Below are 26,009 nucleotides of genomic sequence, written 5' to 3' on the forward strand. Positions count from 1 at the left end.
TTCTAGGCGTTACCAAACTATCGATTTTCAACAATCGACTATTGAACAGTAACAGTCGTATCGCGCCCAACCATATAGGGATAGTCTGCCAAAGAAAGCATATCGAGATCTTCTTCACTATTGCCATAGGCATAAATTGCTTGATAATCAGCTAAATTATACTGCTGTAAAATGCGTAATTTCTTTTGTTCGCGACTACAGTCTTCTGAGCGATAACGACCCGTTAAAAGCCCATCTTTAATTTCAGTTTGTGTGCAGATGAGTTCAATATTCAGAAATTCACAAATGGGTGCCAAGTAAATGTCTACTGAAGCAGACACCAGCACGATATGGTCACCGCGTTGTTGGTGCTGTTGAAGTTGTTGTAGTAAATCCTGATCAAGTCGTTTAATCAACTTTAGTGCATATTCTTGGGCGAGCTGCTCAACAACATCTGCAGAAATGTCTTTAAACATGCTCTGAAATAATCGTGGGCGCATAGCATGCGCAGGGTAGAGGCGTAAATAGTAGGCTTGAATCCATGGCAGGATTTTCAAGCCTCTTTTGACAATATGACGTTTTGATAAAGCGAAGAAAATAAACCCTGTGAAACTGTCTCTTGGATAGAGTGTTCCATCAAAATCAAATAAAGCAAGATTTAGAGTTTTATGCGTTTCGCTCTTTGCATGCATGTTTCATATCGTCCATTAACGCGACTGGCGAACCAATTGGTGTTGTAGTCGCGGCTCAGTTTGGGGCCTGAAATAACGACTTCAGGCATCATTGCATAAATCGGTTCTTTATTGGTTTTACTTTGATAAAGTTTTTGAACAGCTAAATAGGTTTGCGTATCTTCAAACTTTTGTTCTTTTTCTTTCTTTAAATCGGCACGAATCTGACGAGGGGTCACCAGAATTTTATTATTGGTAAACGCTGAGATCACTTCTTTTTCAGATTGGCTCAGTGCGGATTGAGGATTGCCATCTTTATTGTAAAGTAACAGGTCGCCATCCAAATCAAGGTCTTTTTCTTGTATAACCTCAAGCATTTTCTGGAAAGCTGCATTGCGGCTAGAATACATACCTGAATTATAATCGGCAAAACGATAGATGGCTTTGTCATAATCAGCAGAGTATTCCATCAAGCGATGGATACCGTAATATAAGCCGCCGTACTGGGTATAGAGATCATTACGAAGTTCAGCAATATTGCCACTTTGCCGTTTATGCTCTTTGGCATAGTTAATATGCACTTGCATTGAACCCAAGGTTGTAATTGGATTCATTTTCTCGCCGATATCTTGTCCAACTAATTTGGCTGCACCCGTCAGTGCACTGACATGGTAATGCTTCGACATATAGTCAAAAATTTCTCGATAGAGTAAATCAAGTTCGCGCTCGGTTCTGACTTTGCGCATTTGGCTCATGTAGTTGTTTTCTGGTGAGGGTTGGTTTTTGAGTACATCCTCAAAATAGCCTGCAACAGTTCCACCAATGGTTTCCCCAAGCTTGGCTTCAAACTTTTCTTTGAGTCGGGTGTTGATTTCTTTGACCGCTTTCTCACCCAATCCAGGCACAGCAGGGTCGGCCACAAAATTTGATTCCTGATCGACAACAGCGACAATGCTGCATACATTTTGCTTGGTCTTAGGAATACTGAGTTGTTGCATGATATCAAAGATATCTTGTGACCATGATTGGCGATCATTGACACGTGGCGGAAGAACGCTGGTAATTTGTTCTGCCTTCATTTCAGGTTCTTTACTATTTGACCACCAAGCATTATCGCCACAAGCCGTTAAGCTTATGCTGATTGCCAAAAGGCTAAATGTTTTGAGTAGAGGACGAGTCGAAAACGATTGGTTCATAATGAAGACAACACCGCACAAAAAGATGAGCCGAACGGGCGAATGAAGTATACTATGTTGATCAGAAATTGTAAGAAAATATATGTATATTGGTTCATATCAACTGTCAAATAATTTGATTGTTGCTCCGATGGCAGGCGTGACGGATAGACCCTTTCGGACGCTATGTAAATACTTTGGTGCAGGACATGCAGTCAGTGAAATGATGACTGCTGACAAGACACTACGTATGAGTAAGAAGAGCTTGTATCGGGCTAATTTTGATGGCGAGCTTGCGCCAATTTCAGCACAAATCGCGGGTTCTGATCCTGAACAACTTGCTGAAGCGGCACGTTACCAAGTTGCGAATGGCGCACAAATTGTGGATATCAATATGGGTTGTCCAGCCAAAAAGGTTTGTAACAAGTTAGCGGGTTCCGCATTGCTACAAGATGAAGATCTCGTCGCACGGATTTTAGATGCTGTGGTTGCGGCCGTGGATGTGCCAGTCACTTTAAAAACTCGATTGGGTTTTTTAAATGGCCATGAAAATATTTTACGTGTGGCAAAGCGTGCCGAAGAGTCTGGAATTGCGGCATTGGCCTTACATGGTCGTACCCGTGAAGATATGTATTTAAATACCGCACGTTATGAACTGATTAAGCAGGTCAAAGCACTAATTGATATCCCATTGATTGCCAATGGTGATATTGATAGCCCAGAAAAAGCCAAATATGTACTGGATTATACGGGGGCAGATGCGATTATGATTGGACGTGCTGCTCAAGGCCGACCTTGGATCTTTAGAGAAATTGCACATTACTTAAAGACTGGTGAGCATCTTGCCGCACCAGATATTGCTGAAGTTAAGACGGTATTACTTGGGCATTTGGCAGAACTGTATCAGTTCTATGGTGAATATTCAGGCTGTCGTATCGCCCGTAAGCATATTGCTTGGTATACCAAAGGTCTACGTTCAAGTAATGAGTTTCGTCAGAATATGTATAAAGTTGAAAATACGGCTGATCAAGCCAAAGTGGTCGAATCGTATTTTGATGAATTACTTGATCAAGGTCTACGTATGAGCGATGTGCAAGTTGAACACGTTAATTTATTAGATATTTAATCATTATTATTTTAAGTCGAAAAAAAGCCTGTAATTTAATTACAGGCTTTTTTGTTTTATTAAGTTAAATGAGCGGTGATTTTCTGCAGAATCTGCAAGATCACATCAAATTCGCTTTGCAATGGCGTACTTTTACGCGTCACTAAAGCGAGCGTGCGGCTTGGTGCGGCTTCAATTGATTTCACTGCAATATCTTCATTGAAATGAATCATACTGTTTTTCAGTGCAATCTCAGGTAACAGGGTAAAACCTAAATCTGAAGAGACCATCTCCACCAAGGTTGGCAATGAACTCGCTTTTAAGCGGTGATCATTTTTACGTTCGCCAACAGGGCAGGCACTGAGTGCGTGATCACGTAGACAATGTCCTTCTTCAAGTAACATCAAACGTGATAAATCCAAATCATCTAAAGAGTTTGCATTGGCTGCATTGGTATCTTGCTTGTTATATACAAGGAACAGGTGTTCTTTGGCAATTTCAGCGACTTTTAAACTACGCGTGTCAAATGGAAGCGCAAGCACGATCATATCTAAATTACCGTGTTCCAGTTTCTCTACAATCTTCTCGCTTTGCGCTTCGTGTAGATGCAGTTGGATTTTGGGTAGTTGTTGATGAACTTCATCGAGCAATTGCGTCAAGATAAACGGTGCAATGGTTGGAATAATACCGAGATGTAAATCACCTGTTAGTGGTTCACTCATTTCTCGACTTAAACGCATCAGGTCTTGAGCATCGGCCAGTAGTACCCGTGCACGAGCCACAACCTGTTCACCTAAGGGGGTTAAACGGACGTTTTGACGATCACGCTCAACTAAGACGCCACCTAATAAACGCTCTAATTCCATGATGCCGCCCGATAACGTTGACTGGGTGACAAAGGAACGACGCGCTGCTTCAGTAAAATGTAAAGTTTCTGACAACGTAACTAAATATGATAGCTGTCTTAATGAGGGTAATGCAGCCATAGTGTCCTAGTGTGATGATCTAAAGTGGTGAGCAAATAAACCACTAAGTTGTGGAATGAAATGTGCAGGAATATCATGCCCCATTCCTTGGATTAATTCAAACTTAGCACCAGAAATTGCTTTTGCAACAGCTTTCCCGTGACTCGGTGGTAATAGGCGATCTTTTGAGCCATGTACAACCAGAGTTGGCTGAGTAATCGTCTTGTTCAATGGTAACAAAGAACCCGTACATAATATTGCTAAAAATTGTTGAAGTACACCCGCTGGATAGAAACTACGTCGATATAATTTACGAATGGTTTGAATTGACTCAACTGGATTGACATAACCAGGCGAACCAATAATACGAAAAACATTCAAACTGTGATTAATAATGGTTTCTTCATCATGCCCTTCAGGCTTTCCTAATAAGCTAAAAAGTTGCTTTGGAAAAGGGGGAGGGAGAAAAGGCTGATTATTACTGGTAAATAATAAACCGATTTTTTCTACTTTTTCTGGATATTTTGCTGCAACAATCTGTGAAATCATCCCGCCCATAGAGGCGCCAATAATATAAGTTTTCTCAATACCTAACTGATCAATCAGCATGGATACATCATCCGCCATATCATACAGCGTATATGGTGCGCCTTCATTGCCAAGGCCAAACATGAAGCGACCCATCAGTTTCATGGTGTTGAGTCGTTTTCCTTTATTACGAATTTTAGAAGATAAACCGATATCACGGTTATCGAAACGGACGACACGGAAACCTTGATCAATTAAGGCCTTACAAAAGAAATCTGGCCAGAACAGCATTTGAGCGCCTAAGCCCATGATCAATAAGATGGTTGGGTGCTCAGGATTCCCCCCCATTTCAACATGCAACTCGATCCCATTGCCCAAAGTGACTTTGGTTTCTTGCATAAATGAAGCATAAGGCGACACATTAAATTGAAGGGCACTGTTCATGGTATTTGTTCCGAGTTGAATTCTTCTTATTGGTTGAGCGTTTGCTGGATGTTTTTTTCCAGCAAACTCCCGTATTTAAACCTTAAACCTGTGCAGGAATCAAGTCTGGAACCAACTTGGTTAAGGTTAAACGCTGTTTCGCTGCGGTTGCACCGAGTAGAACAAATCCTCTCAAAGTGCCTTCGCCGTCGGCCGCTTTTGCCAACATACCATCATCAAACTCTTCAGTTTCCCAGTTCACATCAACATCAAGCGGAGCGGGTAAAACGGTCAATGGGGCAGCAGGTGTTTTTACCGCAACTGGCATAGCAGGGTAGTGTACGGCTGTCGTTTGACCACTCAGTGTTTTTGCCAAAGCCCGTGCTTGTTGCATGATCGGCATGACAAATGGCAACAAGGTACCATTCACTTCAGCACAGTCACCCACAGCATAAACATCAGCCTGATTGGTTTCTAATAAAGTATTGGTAATAATGCCACGACTAGTTTGGATGTCTGCTGCTTTAGCCAAAGCAATGTTTGGCTGTAAACCAATTGCAGAAAGAACAATGTCCGCAACCAAAGTTTGGCCATTGGCTAAGGTGACTGCGTAGTCTTCACCATCGTTGATCTTCGATACTTTTTCAACGGTCGTAGAAAGGGCGAACTTGATACCCGCTTGTTCCAGGTTGGTTTTGAAGGCTTCAGCAACGTGGTTTGGTAATAAACGACCCAAAGGTTGTGCTGCAAGGTCAATCACGGTGACATCATAATTGCTATGCAAAAGATCGTTGGCAAATTCACAACCAATAAGACCCGCACCGAGAATCACCACGCGTTTGTCTTTACGTTTTGCGAGATTTTCACGGAAAGTACGATAGTCGATGAGTGAATTCACCACATGAATATCATCACTGCCATCGCCAGCAATGGCTAAGCGTATTGGGTTTGCACCGACTGCAAGCACCAGTTTTGAATAAGGTTGAGTAACCGTTTCACCATTTTTTTCTAATGTGAGTTCGTGGTTTGCTGCATTGATTTCTTTCACCCAGGTTTCTGCTTCAATGCGCATATTCAGTTGAGTTGCCATTTTGTTGGCATCGCCTAAAGCAATTTGTTCAGGTGCTTTATTGCCTGCGAAGGCATTGGATAATGTTGGTTTTGCATAATTTACCGCATCATCCGCGCAGATCATAACGAGTTCTTGTTCAGGACTCAGTTTACGAAACTCTCGAGCAAGGGTATAACCCGCCATACCTGATCCGATGATAACGATAGGATGCATTCTCTTCTCCAATATTTTCTTATTTAAAAACAAACAATAGCAAAAAAAAGACCATGATCATTGTCACGGCCTTCTCGATCTATTTAGATTTCAATCATTTCAAAATCAGCTTTTGAAACGCCGCAATCTGGGCAAGTCCAATCATCTGGGATATCTTCCCATTTGGTTCCTGCTGCAATGCCGTCTTGTGGCCAACCTTCTGCTTCGTCGTAAATCCAACCACAAACGATACATTGATATTTTTTCATGTGACTCTCCAAACTGATAGGTATGCTCAAATTGCCTTTCAGTAAAACTATTCCATAATGTCGCTACGATCGCTGCAATAGAACTAACTTGTGTTGATCGGGAGTTAGATTTTTACGCAGAACGCCATTTAAGTAAAGTAAATGCAAGAGTTTAATCATTTATTCAAAAAGCGATATGGCAATTTTATCTGAAAGTCTTGTTATTTGAGCAATTACTCTAATTTTTTACAGCAATATAAATGCTTATGTAATTAAAAATGAATAATCGTATGAATATAGTGTGTATAAAAAACAAACATTCAGAATCAAGTTATGATGAATCACAACAATGAAAATGGAGAATAGAGCATGGAAACTCTGTCATATAATATAAAAATTTATGCAACGCCAGAGAAAGTTTGGGAGGTTTTGTGGACACCTGAGAGTTATCAGGCATGGACAAAATTCTTTGCCTGCGATTCAACCATGAAAACCGATTGGAAAGTAGGTGGTAAGACTTTTTTTGGTGATGGTAAAGGCAATGGCATGGTGTCTACCATTGAAAGCATAGAAGAACCTAAAGAGATTGTGTTTAAACATCTTGGAATGATTCAAGATGGCAAGGAAGATCTTGACAGTGAGGAGGTGAAAGCTTGGGCGGGTGCTTTAGAGAAATATATGCTGTTTGATTTTAATGGTGAAACCCAACTGCATGTTGAAGTGGAAATTCAACCTGAACATGCGGAATTTATGAATAAAGGCTTTGATCAAGGGCTTGCCATGGTGAAACATTTGGCTGAAAAATAATACATTCGTAAGCGCTTTCTGACAGTGAATTGCTGCGTTATCTAGATTCAAAAAACGATCAATCTTGATTTTTTTGAATTGTCTGGTTGAAACAATACGAAAATGAGTTGTGATCTGCTATTCTATGTCACTTCATTTTTTACTTAATCGAGGCAGAGATGACGCAACAAAACGCTCAATCGACTTCTGAACAAACACTTTCCGAAAACGATTTAATCGCACAGCGTCATGCCAAATTAAAGCAAATCCAAGAGACTGCAAAACAAACGGGTAAGAGCCCGTGGCCAAACACGTTTAAACGTGAGCACTACACTGCTGATTTGCAAGAACAATTTAAAGACCAAGATAAAGCGCAAATTGAAGGCGCTGAAAAAGTTTATGTAAAAGTTGCGGGCCGTGTCATGCTCAACCGTGGATCATTCATCGTGATCCAAGACATGACAGGTCGTATCCAACTGTATGTTGACCGTAAAGGTTTACCGACAGACATTTTAGAAACCATTAAAAGCTTAGACCTTGGTGATATTATTGCGGCTGAAGGCTATATTGGGCGTTCTGGTAAAGGTGACTTATATGTTCACCTTGAAGGCTTTGAATTACTCACTAAATCACTTCGACCACTTCCAGATAAATTCCATGGTTTAACAGATACTGAAGCGAAATATCGTAAACGTTATTTAGATTTAATCGTAAACGAAGAAACGCGTAAAACCTTTGAAATTCGTGCCAAAGTGGTTGCAGGTATTCGTGCATTTTTGACCAATGAACGTTTCATGGAAGTTGAAACGCCGATGATGCATGTGATTCCTGGTGGCGCATCTGCAAAACCATTCGTAACGCATCATAATGCCTTGGATATGGAGCTTTACCTCCGTATTGCGCCAGAACTGTATTTAAAACGCCTTGTGGTCGGTGGTTTTGAACGTGTTTTTGAAATCAACCGTAACTTCCGTAATGAAGGGGTTTCAACACGTCATAATCCAGAATTTACCATGATTGAGTTCTATCAAGCCTATGCTGACTATAAAGACTTGATGGTACTGACTGAAAACATGCTGGAAAAATTGGCAGTTGATATCTTGGGCTCTACTGATGTGCCATATGGTGAAGAAGTCTATAGCTTCAAAGGTCCATTCAAAAAAATCTCAATGTTTGATGCGATTCTTGAGCATAACCCAACATTTACACCTGAAAATGTCAATGACCGTGAGTTTTTGGCGAAGTTCACTCAAGATGTGTTGAAAGAGAAAGTAAAACCAGGATTCGGTTTAGGTAAGTTGCAAACCATCGTATTTGAAGAAACTGTAGAAACGCAATTACGTCAGCCAACATTCATTACGGAATATCCAGCGGAAACTTCTCCATTGGCACGTCGTAATGATGATAACCCACATATTACAGATCGTTTCGAATTCTTTATTGGTGGTCGTGAGTTGGCAAATGGCTTCTCCGAGTTAAACGATCCGATTGATCAAGCTGAGCGATTCCAAGCACAAGTGGCCGAGAAGGATGCGGGTGATGATGAAGCTATGCATTACGATGCCGACTTTATTGAAGCGTTGGAATATGGTTTACCACCGACAGCTGGTCAGGGCATTGGTATTGACCGTTTGGTGATGTTATTTGCGAATGCACCAAGTATCCGCGATGTCTTGTTATTCCCGCATATGCGCCGTAAAGATTAAGCTTTAGATGTATTTAAAAAAGCCACTTCATTGAAGTGGCTTTTTTTCTTTACCGTTAAAAAATGTAATTGTTTCGTTTGACGATTGAAAAGTATGCATAAACCAACGATCATGTGTGCATAAATATATTTGAGAACAGTTTGGACATGTTTTTAAAAAAATCGCTTTATATGGCGTTATTTGCCTCTCTTTCTTCTCCTGTATTTGCTCAGGGTCTGGTGTTAAATGATCAAAATTTAAGAACGGACCTGAATTGGTTAAACCAACAAGGTGTTATACAAATCAGTACATCGACTTGGCCAATGAGTGGTGACGAAATTCAACGTGCTCTATCTCAAGCTAAGGTGAGCAATACGACTCAACAAAAAGTTATTGATTCAGTCGTGCATGCACTGCAAGCGGATAACGCAACTGTAAAAGCTGGTTTACATGCAGGTACTGATCTTAAAACGATTCCTCAAGCATTTGGTGATAATCAAAAATCACAATATCAAATTGCCGCTGAGTTTAATGCAGGCGGTGAAAACTGGGATGCTAAACTCCGTGTGAATGGTGAGAAAGATCCACTGATCGATAATGGACATGATGCCAATGTTGAAGGCTCATATATCGCAGGTAAGCTTTGGAACCAGTGGGTCATTGCGGGTCAAATTCCAACCTACTGGGGGCCAGGTCATGACGGCAGCTTGATTCGTGGTGATGCGAGTCGTCCAGTGTATGGTGTCACTGTTCAGCGAGCTGTTCAAAATGCCTTTGAGACAAAATGGTTGTCTTGGATTGGGCCTTGGCAATATCAACTATTTGGAGGGCAGCTAGATGATTATAAAGCTGTTCCAGATGCAAAACTGCTAGGTTTACGTGTTACCGCACAGCCTTTTCCTGCTCTTGAGCTTGGTGCTTCTCGTGTCTTACAATGGGGCGGAGAAGGGCGTTCAGAAAGCCTTGACTCACTTTGGAATGCCATTAAAGGGAATGATAATCTTGATTATGATACGGATAAATCGAATCAAATTGCAGGATTTGATTTTCGCTTAAATACACAACAATTATTGCAAGTACCTATCGGTTTGTATGGGCAATATGTGGGTGAGGATGAAGCTGGGTTGTTACCTGCTAAAAAAATGTATTTGGCTGGTATAGATTTCTCATCTGCTTATAAAAATATGCCATATCAACTTTATGCTGAATGGGCAGATACTCGTACAAATGGAAAAGTAGATGCTGTGTCATATAACCACTATGTTTACACAGATGGTTATTACCAACATGGTTTTTCATTAGGCCATGCTATTGGTGGGGATAGTCAGATGTATTCGGTTGGTGGAGATATTCGTTTTGATCTCATGAACCGTTTAAATGGTCGTGTGATTTACGCCAAAGTGAACCAATCTAACTTATCTATTAACGCAGCATTTCCAAAAGAAGATACCGTAAAAGGCCTCGATTTGACTTGGACGCATTATTTAAAACCGACTATTCCTTTAAAAGTGAATGGTTGGGTCAGTGATTCTGATCTAAATGGGCGTGATGGTGGCGTTTCTGTTGGTGTAGAAATTCCATTAGAACGTAAAATGTTTGGTTTTTGATAGAAACTAAATGATTGAAAAAAGAAGCCTTTAGGCTTCTTTTTTTGTTTTTGATTTATGTGAAATTGGTTGTATTGATATTCCAGAATCTTATTTTCATATCATAATTTTGCATATTGATATGAAAAAACAAGCTAAAGAACTCAATCTAAATTATTATAATGAATAACCTTTACTCAGTAGCAAATTCTACTGCAAGTAAGAATATCGATATCATGAAAAATTGGAGTTGTTATGGCACTCGTTCCTCCACACAGTCTTCAAAGTGGTGGTTTAATATCACTTATAGATTTTATGGATAGCATGGATAAGGAGGAAATTGTACATGACTGAAAATAGATTGACTCACCTCAAACAACTTGAGGCAGAAAGTATTCATATTATTCGTGAAGTTGCAGCTGAATTTGAAAACCCTGTGATGCTTTACTCAATTGGTAAAGATTCAGCGGTGATGCTGCACTTGGCATTAAAAGCATTCTATCCAGCAAAACTGCCATTCCCGCTACTGCATGTAGATACCGGTTGGAAGTTTAAAGACATGATTGCGTTCCGTGACAACATGGCGAAAACGCATGGCTTTGATTTGATCGTGCATCAAAATGTAGAAGGTCGTGAGGCTGGGATTAACCCGTTCGATCATGGCAGTTCAAAATATACCGATATCATGAAAACCCAAGGTTTAAAACAAGCCTTGGATAAGTATCAGTTTGATGCTGCTTTTGGTGGTGCACGTCGTGATGAAGAAAAATCTCGTGCCAAAGAACGTGTTTATTCTTTCCGTGATAATAAGCATCGTTGGGATCCTAAAAACCAGCGTCCAGAACTTTGGAATCTTTACAACGGTAAAGTGAACAAAGGCGAAAGTATTCGTGTATTCCCATTGTCGAACTGGACTGAGTTAGACATCTGGCAATATATCTACTTAGAGAATATTCAAATCGTTCCGCTTTATTTCTCTGCCGTTCGTCCTGTGGTAGAACGTAGTGGTACGTTGATCATGGTGGATGATGAACGTATGCGTTTAAAAGAGGGTGAAGTTCCACAAATGAAATCGGTACGTTTCCGTACGCTTGGCTGTTATCCGCTAACGGGTGCAGTTGAGTCTGAAGCAGATACCTTGCCTGAAATTATCCAAGAAATGCTTTTGGCCACGAGCTCAGAGCGTCAAGGTCGTATGATTGACCATGATGAGGCGGGCTCGATGGAAAAGAAAAAGCAAGAAGGTTATTTCTAAGCTGCTTGGCAAATTCGATTTCAAAAATTTTGTGGAGTTTTGAGCAATGTCTCATCAATCAGATCTTATTAGCCAAGACATCTTGGGCTATTTAAAACAACATGAGCAAAAAGATTTATTGCGCTTTTTGACTTGCGGTAACGTCGATGATGGTAAAAGTACCTTAATTGGTCGTTTACTTTATGATTCAAAATTGATTTATGAAGATCAATTGCAAGCGGTGACCCGTGACAGTAAGAAAGTGGGAACCACAGGTGATGCGCCTGACCTTGCCTTACTGGTCGATGGCTTGCAGGCTGAACGTGAGCAGGGCATTACCATTGATGTCGCTTATCGTTATTTCTCTACAGAAAAGCGTAAGTTCATCATTGCAGATACACCAGGACATGAACAATATACGCGTAACATGGCAACCGGTGCATCGACAGCTGATCTTGCGATTATCTTGATTGATGCGCGCTATGGTGTGCAAACACAAACGCGCCGTCACTCATTTATCGCAAGCTTGCTCGGTATTAAAAATATCGTGGTTGCGATTAACAAGATGGACTTGGTGGAATTCTCTGAAGCGCGTTTCAATGAAATCCAAGTTGAATATGATGCTTTCGTCAGCCAACTTGGTGATCGTCGTCCTGAAAATATTGTGTTCGTACCGATCTCGGCACTGAATGGCGATAACGTGGTGAATCCATCAGCAAGTACGCCGTGGTACAAGGGTCAAACCTTGATGAGCATTCTTGAATCAGTGGAAATTAAACGTGAATCAAATAAACATGAATTCCGTTTCCCGGTTCAATATGTGAATCGTCCAAACCTCGATTTCCGCGGTTTCGCGGGGACCATTGCGTTGGGTGAAATCAACGTTGGTGATGAAATTGTTGCTTTGCCATCTGGTAAGAAATCAACGGTGAAAGAAATCGTCACCTTTGATGGCAATCTTGAGCAAGCAGTTGCAGGCCAAGCCGTGACGTTAACTTTAAACGATGAAATTGATATTTCTCGTGGTAACGTTTTGGTTCGTGCAGGCGAACAACCTTTGATTTCACGTAGTGTACGTGCTTCAGTGGTGTGGATGAATGAACATCCGTTGGTGAAAGGTAAGCTGTACAACGTCAAAATTGGCACACAAACTGTTCCAGCGAAAGTCACTGCAATTAACTTCCGTGTCAATGTGAATACGTTGGAACATACGCAAGTTGAAGAACTTGAGTTGAATGCAATTGCGGATGTTGTGGTTGAGTTTGATGCGCCAGTGGTCTTCGATCAATATCAAGATAGCCGTTACACCGGTTCATTTATCTTTATTGACCGCCTCAGCAACGTGACTGTTGGTGCAGGTATGGTTGAAGCTGCAGTTGAATGGACGGCGCATAGCAATCCTGTGACTGCAGAAGATCGTGCGGCACGTTTAGGTCAAAAACCTGCGGTAATTGGTGTGTCTGCATCGTTGATCGAGAAAGCTCAAGCATTAGAAAGCTTATTGATTCAACAAGGTGTAGTTGCCATTGCAAAAGCAAATTTAACGGTTGAGCAGATTGCCTTGTTACGTGAAACGGGCGTTGTTATTATCACAACGACTGTGGATGGTACAGATACAGAGATTGCTGCTGAAACGGTTGAAGAAGCCGCTGAAAAAGTGGTGGAGTTAGTTCGTCTTTAATCGACTGAATTGATTTTGAAAAACCCGCATAAGCGGGTTTTTTTATGCTTACAGGTTTAACTGCATAATAATAAAGCATTTAAAATATGCATGATATTTCACATAAAATATTTCTCTATACAATGCCTTGCTTAGAGAGGTATGTATGAAAAAAATATTATTTTTAATGGGGTTATGTCTTGCTTTTAATGTTGAGGCCAAACAGGTAGGGGGTAGTACAGAGGTAATTAAACGAAAAATTATTCAAGAATCTATTGAAAGTTATCCAGGTAATTGCCCATGTCCCTATAATACTGCACGTAATGGTAGTCGCTGTGGTAAGCGTAGTGCTTATAACCGTGCAGGCGGATACACACCTTATTGCTATCCAGAAGATGTGAGTGATCGAGAGGTAAAAGAGTATAAAGAAAAGAAAAATTTGGCTTGAAAAAAGCCCCTTCAATGGGGGCTTCTCAATAAATCAAAGTTGCCTTTTTAAAATGCATGCATTGATAATTTGCAAATATATTTCTGGGCATCGAAAGGATAATCTTGAATTAATTTTAAGAAAACCTCTTGATCCCCCTGATATAAAGCACGGGTTGCTTCTTCATAATTTGGCATATTGCCTAACATCGCAGACATAAAGCGGTCAGTAGCTTGTTTGGCAAGCATGATATTACTTTCAGAATTAGGATCATTCAGCTCTTTATCAATCAACTTGCGGATCACAGCCGATGCGCTGGCACTTTGTTGATCTAACCAATCCCAATGCTTCTTCTGTAAGGTGATTTCACGAGAAATAACCCCAAGTTTAGGCCTTCCAACTCGTTTAGTTGGCTCAGGTTCGCTATAGCGTTGTAATAACTCTTGTTCAGAACCAGAAAGGTCAAGATCAATTTGTTGACCTGTTTGATCATTAAAAATCAAAATATTTTCATTTGCCTGAGAAAGATGTCTGATCTTGATCGCAAGCTCAGTCGGCTGGCCAGTTGCGACCAGTGTACTGCCATTAAATGCAGTGTAGGTGGTTTGAGTATTCATATTAACAATATATTTTTATCTGGGTAAAATAATATTATCAGGGTAAAATGTATTTGGCAAATAAATAAACAATAATTCAAAAAAGATCTGATTTCATAAACCTGAATTCTAGAGTAAGTGCCACAAATACAGTAAAGACGGCAAACCATTTTAAATTTTTATTCTGCTTTAATATTGCTTTTATGAGACAATACTTTTTTATTTTTGTGTATTAGGACTCCCATGATTGAGCAATCTCCTGAATCTTTAAGCGATATCGAAATTTTAGACATTTTACAGTCTATGAAAAAAGATAAGCTGAATACGGAAGCAAATGAGATGATCCGTAGTGGGGGGAAAGCTGGTCGCCAAGAAGCACATAAACAGGCTTTGGTTGCACTCAGTACAAGCTTTGAAGAAAAATTTGTCGAAGCAGTGACACTGGCATTGGGCTTGAATGCAGGTCAGGCAAAAAAGATCCGTTATAAAAAAGACCGTATTCGTATTCTCAAAGTGCGTGGTATTGATTATTTAGCAATTGATGGTGCTGAAACGGCTCAGGTCTTAGCACAAGTTGCACAAGCCATCGGCCGTGAAGATGCGACAGTTACACACGATTTGCATAATATTTTCCCATTCTGGAAAGAAGGCTGGCCGATGGTTCAGTTTGATAATGCTTATAAAATCTTAGCAGAAGATATTGGTATTCATTATCAAGCCGTACTTGATGAGTTGATTTCATTGTATGGTGGAAATTAAGTGATTCTAAACATCCTGCTCTGATGTGGTTTCCAATAGAAAATAACAAGGATTGTTAATTTTATGACCTTAGCACCGAAGATTCCGCCAGAAGCGCTCAATGTGCTTAGAGCAGGGCAATTGATTGATGCCATTAAGATCACGCGAGAAAAAACAGGTTTAGGTCTCAAGGAATCTAAAGACTTAATTGATCAGTATCTGCAAGATCATCCACAAGAACAGGCACAGATCCAAGAGCAATTGGTACAGCGCAGTCGTGGTGGAATTAAAGTCTTGGTTTTGATCTTCTTGATTTTGGCTGCTCTGATCTGGTTTGCCATGAAATAAAAAAAGCCCATTGTTGGGCTTTTTTTATGAACTGTTCAGCTTAGTCTTCTTGCGTCGCAGATGTGTCATTTTCCAGACTAGGGATAATTTGTGTGACCAGCAATTGGTCAATTTTATAGTGGTCGATATCGACTACTTCAAATTTAAAACCAGCATATTCAACCGCATCTGCAGGGCGTGGGATCTTGCGCAGACGATACATGATAAAGCCAGCAATGGTTTCGTAATTTTCATTTTCTGGGAATTCTTCAATTGCCAGCGCATGTTTTACATCTTCAATTGGAGTACTGCCATCAATCAGCCATGAATGATTATCACGTTTAATGATTTGTTGTTCTTCATCCATCGGGGTCACCCAGTCGCCCATAACCGTGATCATAATATCACTGAGGGTAATCACACCGACTACTAAGGCATATTCATTGATTACCACTGCAAACTTCTCTTTAGTTGAGCGAAAACGGTCAAGAAGTTCTGATAGCGTAAGGCTATCTGGGATAATTAAAACGTTACGGATAATCGATTCATTCAGTTGCGTAAAGGACTGATTATTTAAAATACGGACTAAAATATCTTTGGCATCGACATAGCCAATGACTTGGTCGATATGTTCATTACAAATTAAGAATTTTGAATAAGGATGATCAGCCAGCTTTTGGCGAATACTATGCTCAGCTTCATTCAAAGTGAAATAAACAATGTTTTCTCGTGCTGTCATACTGGATGGCACGGTACGCTCTTCAAGCTCAAATACATTTTCAATGAAATGATGTTCTTGTTTTTGTAAGACACCTGCTTGCGCACCTGCATTTACGATGGCAGAAATATCATCAAAGGTCATGCTGTCGTCGCGCTTGGTATCAATTTTAAAAATTCTAAAAATTGAATTGGCAATGATGTTAATAACCCATGCTAAAGGTCTACAGATTTTAATGAAAATGGTAATGGGATTGATAACTTTAATTGCCAGTTTTTCTGGGAAGATCATTGCCAAGCGTTTTGGCATTAAGTCAGCAAATAAGATAAACAGGGAGGTAACGGTTAAAAAAGATAAACTAAATCCAATCGTGTCTGCCCAAGGTCCTGGATAAAGTTCAGTTGCCAAGTTGTGGAAGTAAGGACGTAATGAGGATTCACCGACAATACCGCCCAAGATCGCAACAGCATTAACACCCACTTGGGTTGATGCAAAAAAGTCTGCTGAGTTTTCTTGTAACTCAATGACTTTATTTGCACGTTCTTCGCCACTTTCGGCAATGAGTTTCAGTTTGAGTTTTCGTGATCCAGCAATCGCGATTTCAGATAAGGATAAAAAGAATGAACATGCGACTAGAATTACTAGAATCATCATGCTTTGGAAAATATCCATACATCACCTTTGTTGGTAGGACACAGCCTATACGTTCGCTTATGCAAATAATTGTCGGTTAGGCATTATTTCACTCGCTTATTCTTTAAGAGAATATAATCTATCAATAAGTAAAAGAAATAAGTTTTTATTGATATTATTATTAAAACAATCAGCCACACCTAAGATATGGCTGAAATTTCATCTAGCTAATCCGCTCAATTAAAAAAAGCTATGCGGTAATTGTGAATTGCCATTATTCAACAAATACTCGCGGTTTTCTTCCTCGATCATTTGACGTGCAACAAAAAGAATTAATTGTCTGAGCCAACGATGCGCAGGATGATGGTGTAATAATGGACACCAAGCCATTTTTAATTCAAATTCTGGAATATAGAACGGTGGATCCTTTATAACCAGTCGTGGATTCTGAGTTTGCAAACGCGCCATACGGGTTGGTAAGGTTGCGATTAAATCTACATTTTGCGCCAGTAGTGCTGGCATTTGATAATGGCGGGTAAAGACCGAAATTTTGCGACGTTGGCCAATACGTTCCAAAGCCTGATCGATCCAGCCTAGACCTGCTTGTTTCTCAGGATTGACACCAAAGCCTACACCCATACCCGTTTTAGACACCCAAATATGTTGTGCATCTAAATAGCTTTTTAAATTAAGGTGAGTTACTGCAGGATGTTTGTCGTTCAGAATACAGCTAAAACTATCGCGCCATACTAAAACTTGATGGAAGCTTTGCGGGATTTCATTGAAGCGGTTAATGGCTAGGTCAACTTTGCCTTGCTCCATATCGCGATAAGACACATCACTAGGCGTCAGAAAGTCTAAAACGACATTCGGTGCTTCTGAGCGTAATGCTTTCACTAAGCGTGGAACAAGTGTGGCTTCAGCATAATCGGATGTCATAATCCGGAACACACGATTACTGGTATAAGGACGGAATTCGGTACGTGGCTCAAGAATCATTGAAAGGTCTGACAATGCATCTCGAATACGCGGTTGTAATTCTAATGCACGTTCAGTTGGCGTCATGCCTTCAGAAGAGCGAATGAGTAGGGGATCATTAAACAAATTACGTAATCGACGTAAAATATTACTCATTGCAGGTTGGGTAACACCCAATTGCTCCGCTGCACGGGTGACATTTTTTTCACGAAGAAGTACATCAAGATAAATTAATAAATTGAGATCGACCCGCTCCAGATTCATAAAAAAAATACCGAAAATAAAATCCTTGAATTGCCTTGAATTATGACATATCCAAAGGGATTTGTGTAACTTAATCCTACATAAAAGCAACAGCGACAATGCTTATGCTGCAACTTGGCACATTCTGTTGATTTATTTAATTTAGCCAGTTTCTTGGAGGGGATCTACTGGGTGTAAATTAGACAAAAGCGCAGAAAAAAATTGGCATTTTTTAGGGTTTGAATCGTCAAAATCTAGGTTTTTATGAACTGATGAGTCTAGAAAATAGGTCTAAAATTTGATGATTAGCTTAAGTTGTGTATTTTGTAAAGTTAATAAAAACAAATATTTATATGGTGTTTTTTGCATTTTTGAAAAATGGTTATGCATATATTTTTTTAGAAAATACTGAAGATTAAGCCAGAATATTGGATAAATCGCTTGCCAAAGACTAAGCTTTGAGACATGTTGATGGGGCGCTTGAAATCTAGACTAACTAAAATCAGGATTTCCTAGCCCTCATTCGATGCCAATCCTCAAAGGAATATATCATGACTACATATCAAACAGCGATTGATGCAATCCGCGAATTAAAAGCAAAATTTGGCAACACTTGGGCAGATATTAGTCCTGAAGATGCTGCTCGTATGCAATTACAAAACCGTTTCAAAACTGGTTTAGACATTGCTAAATATACAGCTGCGATTATGCGTCGTGATATGGCTGCTTATGATGCTGATTCTAGCAAATATACTCAATCATTGGGTTGCTGGCACGGTTTTATCGCGCAACAAAAAATGATCGCGAATAAAAAATACTTTGGTACAACTGAACGTCGTTATATCTACCTTTCTGGTTGGATGGTTGCTGCACTTCGTTCAGAATTTGGTCCACTTCCTGACCAATCTATGCACGAAAAAACATCTGTTCCAGCATTGATCGAAGAAATCTACACATTCTTACGTCAAGCTGATGCGAAAGAATTAAACGATTTATTCCGCGCACTTAAAAAAGCAAACGAAGCGGGTGATACGGCTAAAGCTGCTGAAATCACTGCTCAAATCGACAACTTTGAAACTCACGTTGTGCCAATTATTGCGGACATCGATGCAGGTTTTGGTAACGAAGAAGCAACTTACTTACTTGCTAAGAAAATGATCGAAGCGGGTGCTTGTGCACTTCAAATCGAAAACCAAGTTTCTGATGCGAAACAATGTGGTCACCAAGCTGGTAAAGTAACTGTTCCACACGAAGATTTCATCGCTAAAATCCATGCATTACGTTATGCATTCTTAGAAATGGGTCTTGATGACGGTATCATAGTTGCGCGTACTGACTCTGAAGGCGCTGACTTGACTCAAAAAATCCCAGTGGTTAAAGAGCCAGGCGACATCGCTTCTCAATACATCAGCTACCTAGATACAACTGAAATCGACATCGCTGATGCCCAAGAAGACGAAATCCTAATCAAACGTGATGGTAAATTACATCGTCCTAAGCGTTTAGCTTCTGGCTTGTATCAGTTCCGTGCTGACACTCAAATTGACCGTGTTGTACTTGACTGTGTATCTAGCCTTCAAAATGGTGCTGACCTTCTTTGGATCGAAACTGCGACTCCAAACGTAGAAGAAATTGCTCACATGGTTAACCGTGTACGTGAAACAGTTCCAAATGCGAAGCTTGTTTATAACAACAGCCCATCATTCAACTGGACTTTAAACTTCCGTCAACAAGCTTACGACCGTTGGGTTGCTGAAGGTAAAGACGTTTCTGCTTACGACCGTGCTAAATTAATGAGCGCTGAGTACGATGCGACTGAATTAGCGGCTGATGCTGATGCTAAGATCCGTACTTTCCAAGCTGATGCTGCTCGTGAAGCGGGTGTGTTCCATCACTTGATCACACTTCCGACTTACCACACTGCTGCGCTTTCTACTCATGAACTTGCACAAGGTTACTTCGGTTCTGAGGGTATGTTGGCTTATGTTGCTGGCGTACAACGTAAAGAAATCCGTGGTGGTATCGCTTGTGTTAAACACCAAGCAATGGCGGGTTCTGACATCGGTGATGATCACAAAGAAATCTTCTCTGGTGACAACGCTCTTAAAGCGCACGATGATGCTAAAAACACAATGAACCAATTCGCTGCTCACTAAGCACTGAACTGATTCAAAAGAAAACCCTGCGAAAGCAGGGTTTTTTTATTGCTTAAAAATTTGATGTATTGTGGTGATTTAGAGCTAGTGCTAGGGGTGGCTGAATTTAAGTTTATTATTAGGGCGGGGGCTTTTTCGAGCTGAGATAAGAGGGCGGCTTTTAAAACAATTGAACGGTGTGAGTATCAATTAAACTTAAGTTTTTCATTCTAATTGTAGTCAGGTTGGTTTGCTCTGATGGATGCTAAATCGCATCGCAAAAAAAACTGCTCATCAAGAGCAGTTTTTTATTCAAGAAATAATCAATTATTTCTCAACACCTGCTGGTTGACCTGCAAGTTTTGCATTTGCATAGTCCCAGTTTACTAGGCTTTCTAAGAAAGTAGCGATGTATTTTGGACGTAAGTTACGGAAGTCGATGTAGTAAGCATGTTCCCAAACGTCGATGGTTAATACTGCAACTTGACCATGAGCAAGTGGCGTATCTGCATTGGCAGTTTTAGTAATCGATAATTTACCGTTTACTTCATCAGCAACTAACCAAGCCCAACCTGAACCGAATTGAGTTGTTGCAGCAGCAGTGAATTCTTCTGCAAATTTTTCGTAGCTACCAAAAGCTTCTTCAATTTTCGCTGCAATCGCACCTGTTGGCTTACCACCACCATTTGGTTTCATGCTGTTCCAGTAGAATGTATGGTTCCATACTTGCGCAGCATTGTTAAAGATACCTGCTTTAGATGCATCGCCAGCAGATGCTTTGATGATTTCTTCTAAAGTTTTACCTTCAAGGTCAGTACCTTTGATTAGGTTGTTTAAGTTAACAACATAAGTATTGTGGTGTTTATCGTGATGGTATTCTAAAGTTTCGCGAGTGATGTGTGGCGCTAAATCATCATAGCCATATGGAAGTGCAGGTAAAGTAATGGTTGTCATGTTTCATTCCTTGCAAATTTGCTGGGTTTTACATTAAGTGCCTTTATTGTAAATGATTCTATAGACAATAGGGCAGTCTTTTAATACACAAAATATGCAAAAAATTTCTTTATGAGACATATACCATACAACAATGATTAGAGTTTTTAGCTGAGTTGGTGAACGTTGCAAAAAACTCTAACTTATTTTTATAGAGAAGCTAATTTAACTTGGACTACTATGAAAATTACTGAGTTTTGGCTTGTAATGCATCATGATAACGACGATTGACTTCATCCCAATCAACCACATTATAAAAGGCAGCAATATATTCAGGACGACGGTTTTGATATTTTAAGTAGTAGGCATGTTCCCATACATCTAAACCTAAAATAGGGGTATTACCATGCATCAAGGGCGAGTCTTGATTGCCGCTACTTTCGACCACTAATTTGTGTTCAGGTGTGACACTTAGCCATGCCCAACCACTGCCAAAACGACTAATCGCTGCCTTGGTGAATGCATCTTTAAATGCATCGAAACCACCCAGTTGTTGATCAATTGCTTCAGCAACAGCTCCTGTTGGTTGTCCACCCCCTTGTGGGCTCATGATCGTCCAAAAAAGTGAATGATTGGCGTGTCCGCCACCATTGTTAATCACCATATTTTTAAGACCAGCAGGGACGTCATTCACTTTGGCAACCAATTCTTCTACAGGGAGTTTTTCCCATTCTGTTCCTTCAATTGCACCATTGATATTATTGATGTAGGTCTGATGATGTTTGCTATGGTGAATTTCCATGGTTTTGGTATCAATATTGGGTTCAAGTGCATCGTAAGCATAAGGAAGCGCTGGTAAAGAATAGGCCATGTGTTTGATTCCTTTTAATCAAAATGATTTTATTGGCATAAGTTAAAGCGCCTTCATTATTTATTTAAAAGCAAATGAGAATCAATATCTTTTAATTTGCTTTTATCTATATAAAAAGGGATAAAAAATAAATTTTATTTATCATTGCTTTTATTAGGTCTTGAATTGGCTGAGCAATACGAACAAGTCTTTGATTCTTAGTCTATTAAAAGTAGACAGAGGTATTGCAGTGAGAAATACTTGATTATTTCAATCACTCAAGTTGCACAGGTATTGGTTTAAACATTGAGTTGAAATACAAAGGGAAGGAGTGAAACGAACTTCACTCCATTCAACATTGGATCGGGTTAAATCGGGTTGTTGAGCTCAAAATACTCAGTTTCGATTGAAAATTGTTGGGCAATGGCTTGTGCCAAACGCTGCACGCCATAACGTTCAGTGGCATGGTGACCACAGGCGAAATAATGTACCCCCAGTTCTTTTGCCTCATAGAAGGTACGTTCGCTGACTTCACCAGAAATATAAGCATCACAATCTGCTTGAGCTGCTTTGGCGATAAAGTCTTGCGCACCACCTGTGCAGAAGCCTACTTTTTTGATTAGCGTTTTATCACTCGGCAGATGAATCACATTAAAGTCAAAAATGCTCTGTAACTTCGCTTTAAATTGTTCAGGATTCAGGGAATCGCCTAAATAGGCGATATTACCGATTGGGTGTTTTTCGCTTGGATCTAATGCTTCTAGATCGTGTAGACCAATCAAATCGGCAATAGCGATGTTATTGCCTAAAGTTGGATGTGCATCCAAAGGTAAATGATAGGCAATCAGGGAAATATTATTTTGAATCAGTTTCTTGATACGATTGCCGCGCATTCCTGTAATTGGGTAGGGTTCACCTTTCCAAAAATAGCCATGATGAACCAATAAGGCATCTGCTTGTTGGGCAATTGCAGCATCAATCGCATCTTCAGATGCAGTCACAGCACATACAATTTTATTGACTTCGGGCTTGCCTTCGATTTGTAAGCCGTTTGGTGCATAGTCTTTAAATTCATTGGCTTTTAAAGTCTGGTTACACCATTGCACAAGGTCATGCAAATTTGCCATGTGATTCCTCAATTTTTTTACATCTTTTCTCAGCAACCATAAGAACATATTTTTAAATGTAACTAAAGCTAGACAAAACTTTTTTAACTTTTGCATTGATTTTAAGCAATTTACTTTACAATAGTGGAAACTTCCAGTTCTTCAATAAATTACGTTCATCACATAATTTCGCCTAGAGGATAATAGACGTGCGCCGTGCATTTACATGGTTACCTTGGGTATTACTCATTCTTGTTATTTTTAGTTTTCTGGCTTGGCAGAAATCACATCAACCGAAGCCAACAGTGGCTGCTGACGGGGTGAAAATGCCCGCAGAAAAGGTTGAGCCACTGATTGATACCACGCGTACGGGTGGGGTGGTTTCATATAGTGCTGCGGTGAAAGTGGCAGCGCCTGCTGTGGTCAATATTTTTACCACGCAAAAAGTGAAACAGATGAATCATCCATTGCTGAATGATCCTGTGTTTCGTGAGTTTTTCGGCAATCAAATGCCGCAGCAACCTCAAAATGAAAACAGTTTGGGTTCAGGCGTAATTGTACGTGCGGATGGTTATATTTTAACCAACAATCATGTGATTGCACAGGCTGAACATATTGTTGTGGCTTTACAAGATGGACGCCGTGCTGAAGCGACCGTGATAGGAACTGATCCAGACACCGATTTGGCGGTAATCAAAATTGAATTGGACAAATTACCAGTGTTGCCATTTAAGCTCAGTGGCAATGAAGTGGGTGATGTTGTGCTTGCGATTGGTAACCCATTTGGTGTTGGTCAAACCGTAACGCAGGGGATTATCTCCGCAACTGGACGTTCGGATTTGGGTATTAATACCTATGAAGATTTTATTCAAACGGATGCTGCAATTAACCCAGGTAACTCGGGTGGTGCATTGATTGATGTTGCGGGTAATTTGATAGGGGTCAATACGGCTATCTTCTCGCAATCTGGTGGCTCCCTTGGGATTGGTTTTGCGATACCAGCCAAAGTGTGTCAGCAAGTTCTTAATTCAATCTTGAAAGATGGTCGTGTGGTACGTGGCTGGTTAGGGATTAGCTTAATTCCAAATAACCTTGATGAAGATGTTTTGACCGCTAAACCGATTGGTGTCACTGTTGCCGATGTCTTACGTGGTGGACCATCTGATTCTGCAGGTATTAAGCGTGGCGATAAGATTATTCAAGTGAACAATGAGCAAATTTCATCGGCATCACATTTGATTAATTATGTTGCGTTACAAGCACCAGAAAGTTTAATTGATGTGGTGATTGAGCGTGAAGGCAAGCAACAAACTTTACAGGTTAAAGTTGGAGAGCGTAAAGTGCAGCAGAATGCACAATCGCAATATATTCCATTGCCTAAGCGTCAACAACAGTAATGTCGCTTGGATGATAAATAAAGGCTGCCGATGCGCAGCCTTTATTTATTTGAAGGCATAAAAAAAGCTTGTTGACCAGTTGATCAACAAGCTTTTTGCATTTTATCGAATTTTTTATTTTTTATTAAAGCATCGAAATTTGATGGTTTGATGACAGAGCTTTGATGTTTATATGACAATGATAAAGTACGAGCTGTCTGCTTCAATGCGCACAAAATGCTTGATTGAAGTACTCAAATAAATCAGGGGTTTGAAACCAGATTAAGATCGAAAGACTCATCAAGCACAGAAGCGTGACAAACAATACCCACTTAAAATGACGTTCTATATTAGTCATGAATCACAGCCTCTTCATTCACGAAAAGATGGATAACCACACCAAAAGCACTCAGTACTAAACAGGCAAGCCAGATCATATTGTAGTTGCCTGCAATATCATGATTGACCCCACCGAGCCAGCCGCCAAAGAATGAGCCGATTTGATGGGTAAAGAACACAATACCACTGAGCATGGATAAATATTTGACCCCAAACATATTGGCCACAATCCCATTAGTGAGCGGGACCGTTGACAGCCAGAGTAGTCCCATAATGATCCCAAAACTATAAACGGTCAATGTACTGAGTGGGAGCAAGAGAAAAGCAATAATGGCAATGCCACGTAAACCATAAAGCAGCATCAGCAATCTTGGTTTTGAGTAGCGATCACCTAACCAACCAGCACCATAGGTTCCCACAATATTAAATAGACCGACCAGTGCCAAGAATATCGTACCTGTTGTGGCATCAAAGCCATGATCAATTAAATAACCAGGTAGGTGTACCCCTAAAAATACCACTTGGAAACCACAGACCAGAAAGCCGAGGGATAACCACCAAAACGGTTTGTGTTTTCTTGCGATGTGTAAAACTTGTTTAAAGCTAAGGCTGGGTTGATTCAGCGCTTTCGGTGCTGTGGAAGAAGGGGATTTCAATAACCAAGCCAAGGGAACAATGAATGCAATAGCAAAGGCACTCACCAGTAAAGCAGAAGACCAACCGATGGTTTTAAGGAGTAACAGAGTTGAAGGCAGCATAATAAACTGGCCAAAGGAACCCGCAGCACTGGCAATCCCCATCACCATACTGCGTTTCTCTGGTGGCGCAGCGCGACCAACTGCAGAAAGCAATACTGTAAAAGAGGTCGCAGATAGGGCAAGTCCAATCACGAGCCCTAAGCTGAGGTTAAGTAGTAGCCCCGTAGAGCTAAACGCCATAAGGATTAATCCAATAGCATAGAGTACACCTCCTGCCATCACGACTTTTTTAGTACCGTACTTGTCAGCAATCGCACCAGTAAAGGGTTGTGCAGCCCCCCAGATCAGGTTTTGCATGGCAATCGCAAAACTAAAAATATGATGGCCCCAACCAAAACTATCGCTCATGGGCACCAGATATAAACCAAAGCCATGGCGTACACCCAAGGAAAGTGCAAGAATCAGCGCACTTCCGATCAGCATATAGACCAATTGTTTGGAAAATTGAGCGTTTGACATTGTTGTTGTAATCTTGGAATAAGTGAAAAGTATTCTAAAATACTTCGACCAATATTTCGATTCTAATCAAAAATAATTGTACTT

General features: G+C 40.3%; 24 protein-coding genes. 11 read left to right on the forward strand and 13 right to left on the reverse strand.

Going from position 1 to position 26,009, the window contains the following annotated elements; genetic code table 11:
• Positions 1 to 38: 38 nt before the first annotated feature.
• Both V6E90_RS17145 and V6E90_RS17150 read right to left on the reverse strand, forming a co-directional pair.
• Positions 39 to 671 carry an HAD-IB family hydrolase gene (locus tag V6E90_RS17145; protein ID WP_016540515.1) on the reverse strand — a complete coding sequence of 211 codons (633 nt, stop codon included), beginning with the start codon at positions 669 to 671 and terminating at the stop codon, positions 39 to 41.
• A complete protein-coding gene (locus tag V6E90_RS17150; RefSeq protein WP_332606019.1) occupies positions 638 to 1,846 on the reverse strand; it encodes a DUF1615 family protein in 1,209 nt (402 codons plus the stop codon). The genes V6E90_RS17145 and V6E90_RS17150 overlap by 34 nt, the downstream gene beginning before the upstream one ends.
• Before the next feature lie 82 nt (positions 1,847 to 1,928).
• Between V6E90_RS17150 and dusB the strand changes: the two genes are divergently transcribed.
• Entirely contained in the window at positions 1,929 to 2,951 is a 1,023-nt protein-coding gene (dusB, locus tag V6E90_RS17155) for a tRNA dihydrouridine synthase DusB (RefSeq protein WP_016540517.1), read from the forward strand.
• 59 nt (positions 2,952 to 3,010) lie between these two features.
• Here the strand turns inward: dusB and oxyR are convergent, their stop codons facing one another.
• The 4 genes from oxyR to rubA all read right to left on the reverse strand — a co-directional run bounded on the left by oxyR (position 3,011) and on the right by rubA (position 6,379).
• On the reverse strand, positions 3,011 to 3,916 hold the full coding sequence (oxyR, locus tag V6E90_RS17160) for a LysR family transcriptional regulator OxyR (RefSeq protein ID WP_004652692.1): 906 nt from the start codon (positions 3,914 to 3,916) through the stop codon (positions 3,011 to 3,013).
• A 6-nt stretch (positions 3,917 to 3,922) separates the two neighbouring features.
• Positions 3,923 to 4,867, reverse strand: a complete 945-nt coding sequence (gene estB / locus V6E90_RS17165) for an esterase EstB (RefSeq protein ID WP_065343019.1) — start codon at positions 4,865 to 4,867, stop codon at positions 3,923 to 3,925.
• An 82-nt stretch (positions 4,868 to 4,949) separates the two neighbouring features.
• Complete coding sequence (gene rubB / locus V6E90_RS17170) at positions 4,950 to 6,131, reverse strand: rubredoxin reductase RubB (RefSeq protein WP_016540519.1); 1,182 nt, start codon at positions 6,129 to 6,131, stop codon at positions 4,950 to 4,952.
• Positions 6,132 to 6,214: 83 nt separating this feature from the next.
• Positions 6,215 to 6,379: a rubredoxin RubA gene (gene rubA, locus V6E90_RS17175; RefSeq protein ID WP_000760495.1), complete on the reverse strand. Its 165-nt coding sequence runs from the start codon at positions 6,377 to 6,379 to the stop codon at positions 6,215 to 6,217.
• A 348-nt stretch (positions 6,380 to 6,727) separates the two neighbouring features.
• On the opposite strand from rubA, the gene V6E90_RS17180 reads away from it, so the two are divergent.
• The 6 genes from V6E90_RS17180 to V6E90_RS17205 all read left to right on the forward strand — a co-directional run bounded on the left by V6E90_RS17180 (position 6,728) and on the right by V6E90_RS17205 (position 13,757).
• The gene (locus tag V6E90_RS17180) at positions 6,728 to 7,165 is read left to right on the forward strand and encodes an SRPBCC family protein (protein ID WP_016540520.1); all 438 of its coding nucleotides are present in this window, start codon (positions 6,728 to 6,730) and stop codon (positions 7,163 to 7,165) included.
• A gap of 158 nt (positions 7,166 to 7,323) precedes the next feature.
• Positions 7,324 to 8,850, forward strand: a complete 1,527-nt coding sequence (gene lysS / locus V6E90_RS17185; protein WP_016540521.1) for a lysine--tRNA ligase — start codon at positions 7,324 to 7,326, stop codon at positions 8,848 to 8,850.
• A 146-nt stretch (positions 8,851 to 8,996) separates the two neighbouring features.
• Entirely contained in the window at positions 8,997 to 10,436 is a 1,440-nt protein-coding gene (locus tag V6E90_RS17190) for a capsule assembly Wzi family protein (protein ID WP_262756830.1), read from the forward strand.
• Positions 10,437 to 10,761: 325 nt separating this feature from the next.
• Positions 10,762 to 11,670 carry a sulfate adenylyltransferase subunit CysD gene (gene cysD / locus V6E90_RS17195; RefSeq protein WP_005243206.1) on the forward strand — a complete coding sequence of 303 codons (909 nt, stop codon included), beginning with the start codon at positions 10,762 to 10,764 and terminating at the stop codon, positions 11,668 to 11,670.
• A gap of 46 nt (positions 11,671 to 11,716) precedes the next feature.
• Positions 11,717 to 13,330: a sulfate adenylyltransferase subunit CysN gene (gene cysN, locus V6E90_RS17200; protein WP_016540523.1), complete on the forward strand. Its 1,614-nt coding sequence runs from the start codon at positions 11,717 to 11,719 to the stop codon at positions 13,328 to 13,330.
• Between the two features lie 145 nt (positions 13,331 to 13,475).
• Positions 13,476 to 13,757: a hypothetical protein gene (locus V6E90_RS17205; protein ID WP_332606020.1), complete on the forward strand. Its 282-nt coding sequence runs from the start codon at positions 13,476 to 13,478 to the stop codon at positions 13,755 to 13,757.
• Between the two features lie 47 nt (positions 13,758 to 13,804).
• On the opposite strand, the gene V6E90_RS17210 is transcribed toward V6E90_RS17205, so the two are convergent.
• Positions 13,805 to 14,362 (reverse strand): DUF2239 family protein, encoded by a 558-nt coding sequence (locus tag V6E90_RS17210; protein ID WP_332606109.1) that lies wholly within the window; start codon positions 14,360 to 14,362, stop codon positions 13,805 to 13,807.
• Between the two features lie 213 nt (positions 14,363 to 14,575).
• Between V6E90_RS17210 and V6E90_RS17215 the strand changes: the two genes are divergently transcribed.
• Positions 14,576 to 15,091: a hypothetical protein gene (locus tag V6E90_RS17215; RefSeq protein WP_332606021.1), complete on the forward strand. Its 516-nt coding sequence runs from the start codon at positions 14,576 to 14,578 to the stop codon at positions 15,089 to 15,091.
• 63 nt (positions 15,092 to 15,154) lie between these two features.
• The gene (locus V6E90_RS17220; protein ID WP_016540527.1) at positions 15,155 to 15,418 is read left to right on the forward strand and encodes a hypothetical protein; all 264 of its coding nucleotides are present in this window, start codon (positions 15,155 to 15,157) and stop codon (positions 15,416 to 15,418) included.
• A 40-nt stretch (positions 15,419 to 15,458) separates the two neighbouring features.
• Here the strand turns inward: V6E90_RS17220 and V6E90_RS17225 are convergent, their stop codons facing one another.
• Entirely contained in the window at positions 15,459 to 16,787 is a 1,329-nt protein-coding gene (locus V6E90_RS17225) for a hemolysin family protein (protein WP_262756833.1), read from the reverse strand.
• Positions 16,788 to 16,988: 201 nt separating this feature from the next.
• Complete coding sequence (locus V6E90_RS17230) at positions 16,989 to 17,990, reverse strand: LysR family transcriptional regulator (protein ID WP_004652708.1); 1,002 nt, start codon at positions 17,988 to 17,990, stop codon at positions 16,989 to 16,991.
• 530 nt (positions 17,991 to 18,520) lie between these two features.
• Between V6E90_RS17230 and V6E90_RS17235 the strand changes: the two genes are divergently transcribed.
• A complete protein-coding gene (locus V6E90_RS17235; RefSeq protein ID WP_016540529.1) occupies positions 18,521 to 20,125 on the forward strand; it encodes an isocitrate lyase in 1,605 nt (534 codons plus the stop codon).
• Between the two features lie 306 nt (positions 20,126 to 20,431).
• Here V6E90_RS17235 and V6E90_RS17240 read toward each other — a convergent pair whose 3' ends face one another.
• From V6E90_RS17240 to V6E90_RS17250, 3 genes are all read right to left on the reverse strand, one after another.
• On the reverse strand, positions 20,432 to 21,058 hold the full coding sequence (locus tag V6E90_RS17240) for a superoxide dismutase (protein WP_004652711.1): 627 nt from the start codon (positions 21,056 to 21,058) through the stop codon (positions 20,432 to 20,434).
• Positions 21,059 to 21,284: 226 nt separating this feature from the next.
• Positions 21,285 to 21,908, reverse strand: a complete 624-nt coding sequence (locus tag V6E90_RS17245) for a superoxide dismutase (RefSeq protein WP_016540530.1) — start codon at positions 21,906 to 21,908, stop codon at positions 21,285 to 21,287.
• A 347-nt stretch (positions 21,909 to 22,255) separates the two neighbouring features.
• Positions 22,256 to 23,014: a Nif3-like dinuclear metal center hexameric protein gene (locus V6E90_RS17250; protein ID WP_065343013.1), complete on the reverse strand. Its 759-nt coding sequence runs from the start codon at positions 23,012 to 23,014 to the stop codon at positions 22,256 to 22,258.
• A gap of 188 nt (positions 23,015 to 23,202) precedes the next feature.
• Here V6E90_RS17250 and V6E90_RS17255 point away from each other — a divergent pair, with 188 nt between their 5' ends.
• Positions 23,203 to 24,390: a trypsin-like peptidase domain-containing protein gene (locus tag V6E90_RS17255; protein WP_016540532.1), complete on the forward strand. Its 1,188-nt coding sequence runs from the start codon at positions 23,203 to 23,205 to the stop codon at positions 24,388 to 24,390.
• A gap of 329 nt (positions 24,391 to 24,719) precedes the next feature.
• Here the strand turns inward: V6E90_RS17255 and V6E90_RS17260 are convergent, their stop codons facing one another.
• Positions 24,720 to 25,925: an MFS transporter gene (locus V6E90_RS17260; RefSeq protein WP_332606022.1), complete on the reverse strand. Its 1,206-nt coding sequence runs from the start codon at positions 25,923 to 25,925 to the stop codon at positions 24,720 to 24,722.
• Positions 25,926 to 26,009 lie beyond the last annotated feature (84 nt).

This window comes from Acinetobacter sp. ESBL14, from assembly GCF_036668815.1.
Taxonomy (GTDB): domain Bacteria; phylum Pseudomonadota; class Gammaproteobacteria; order Pseudomonadales; family Moraxellaceae; genus Acinetobacter; species Acinetobacter gyllenbergii.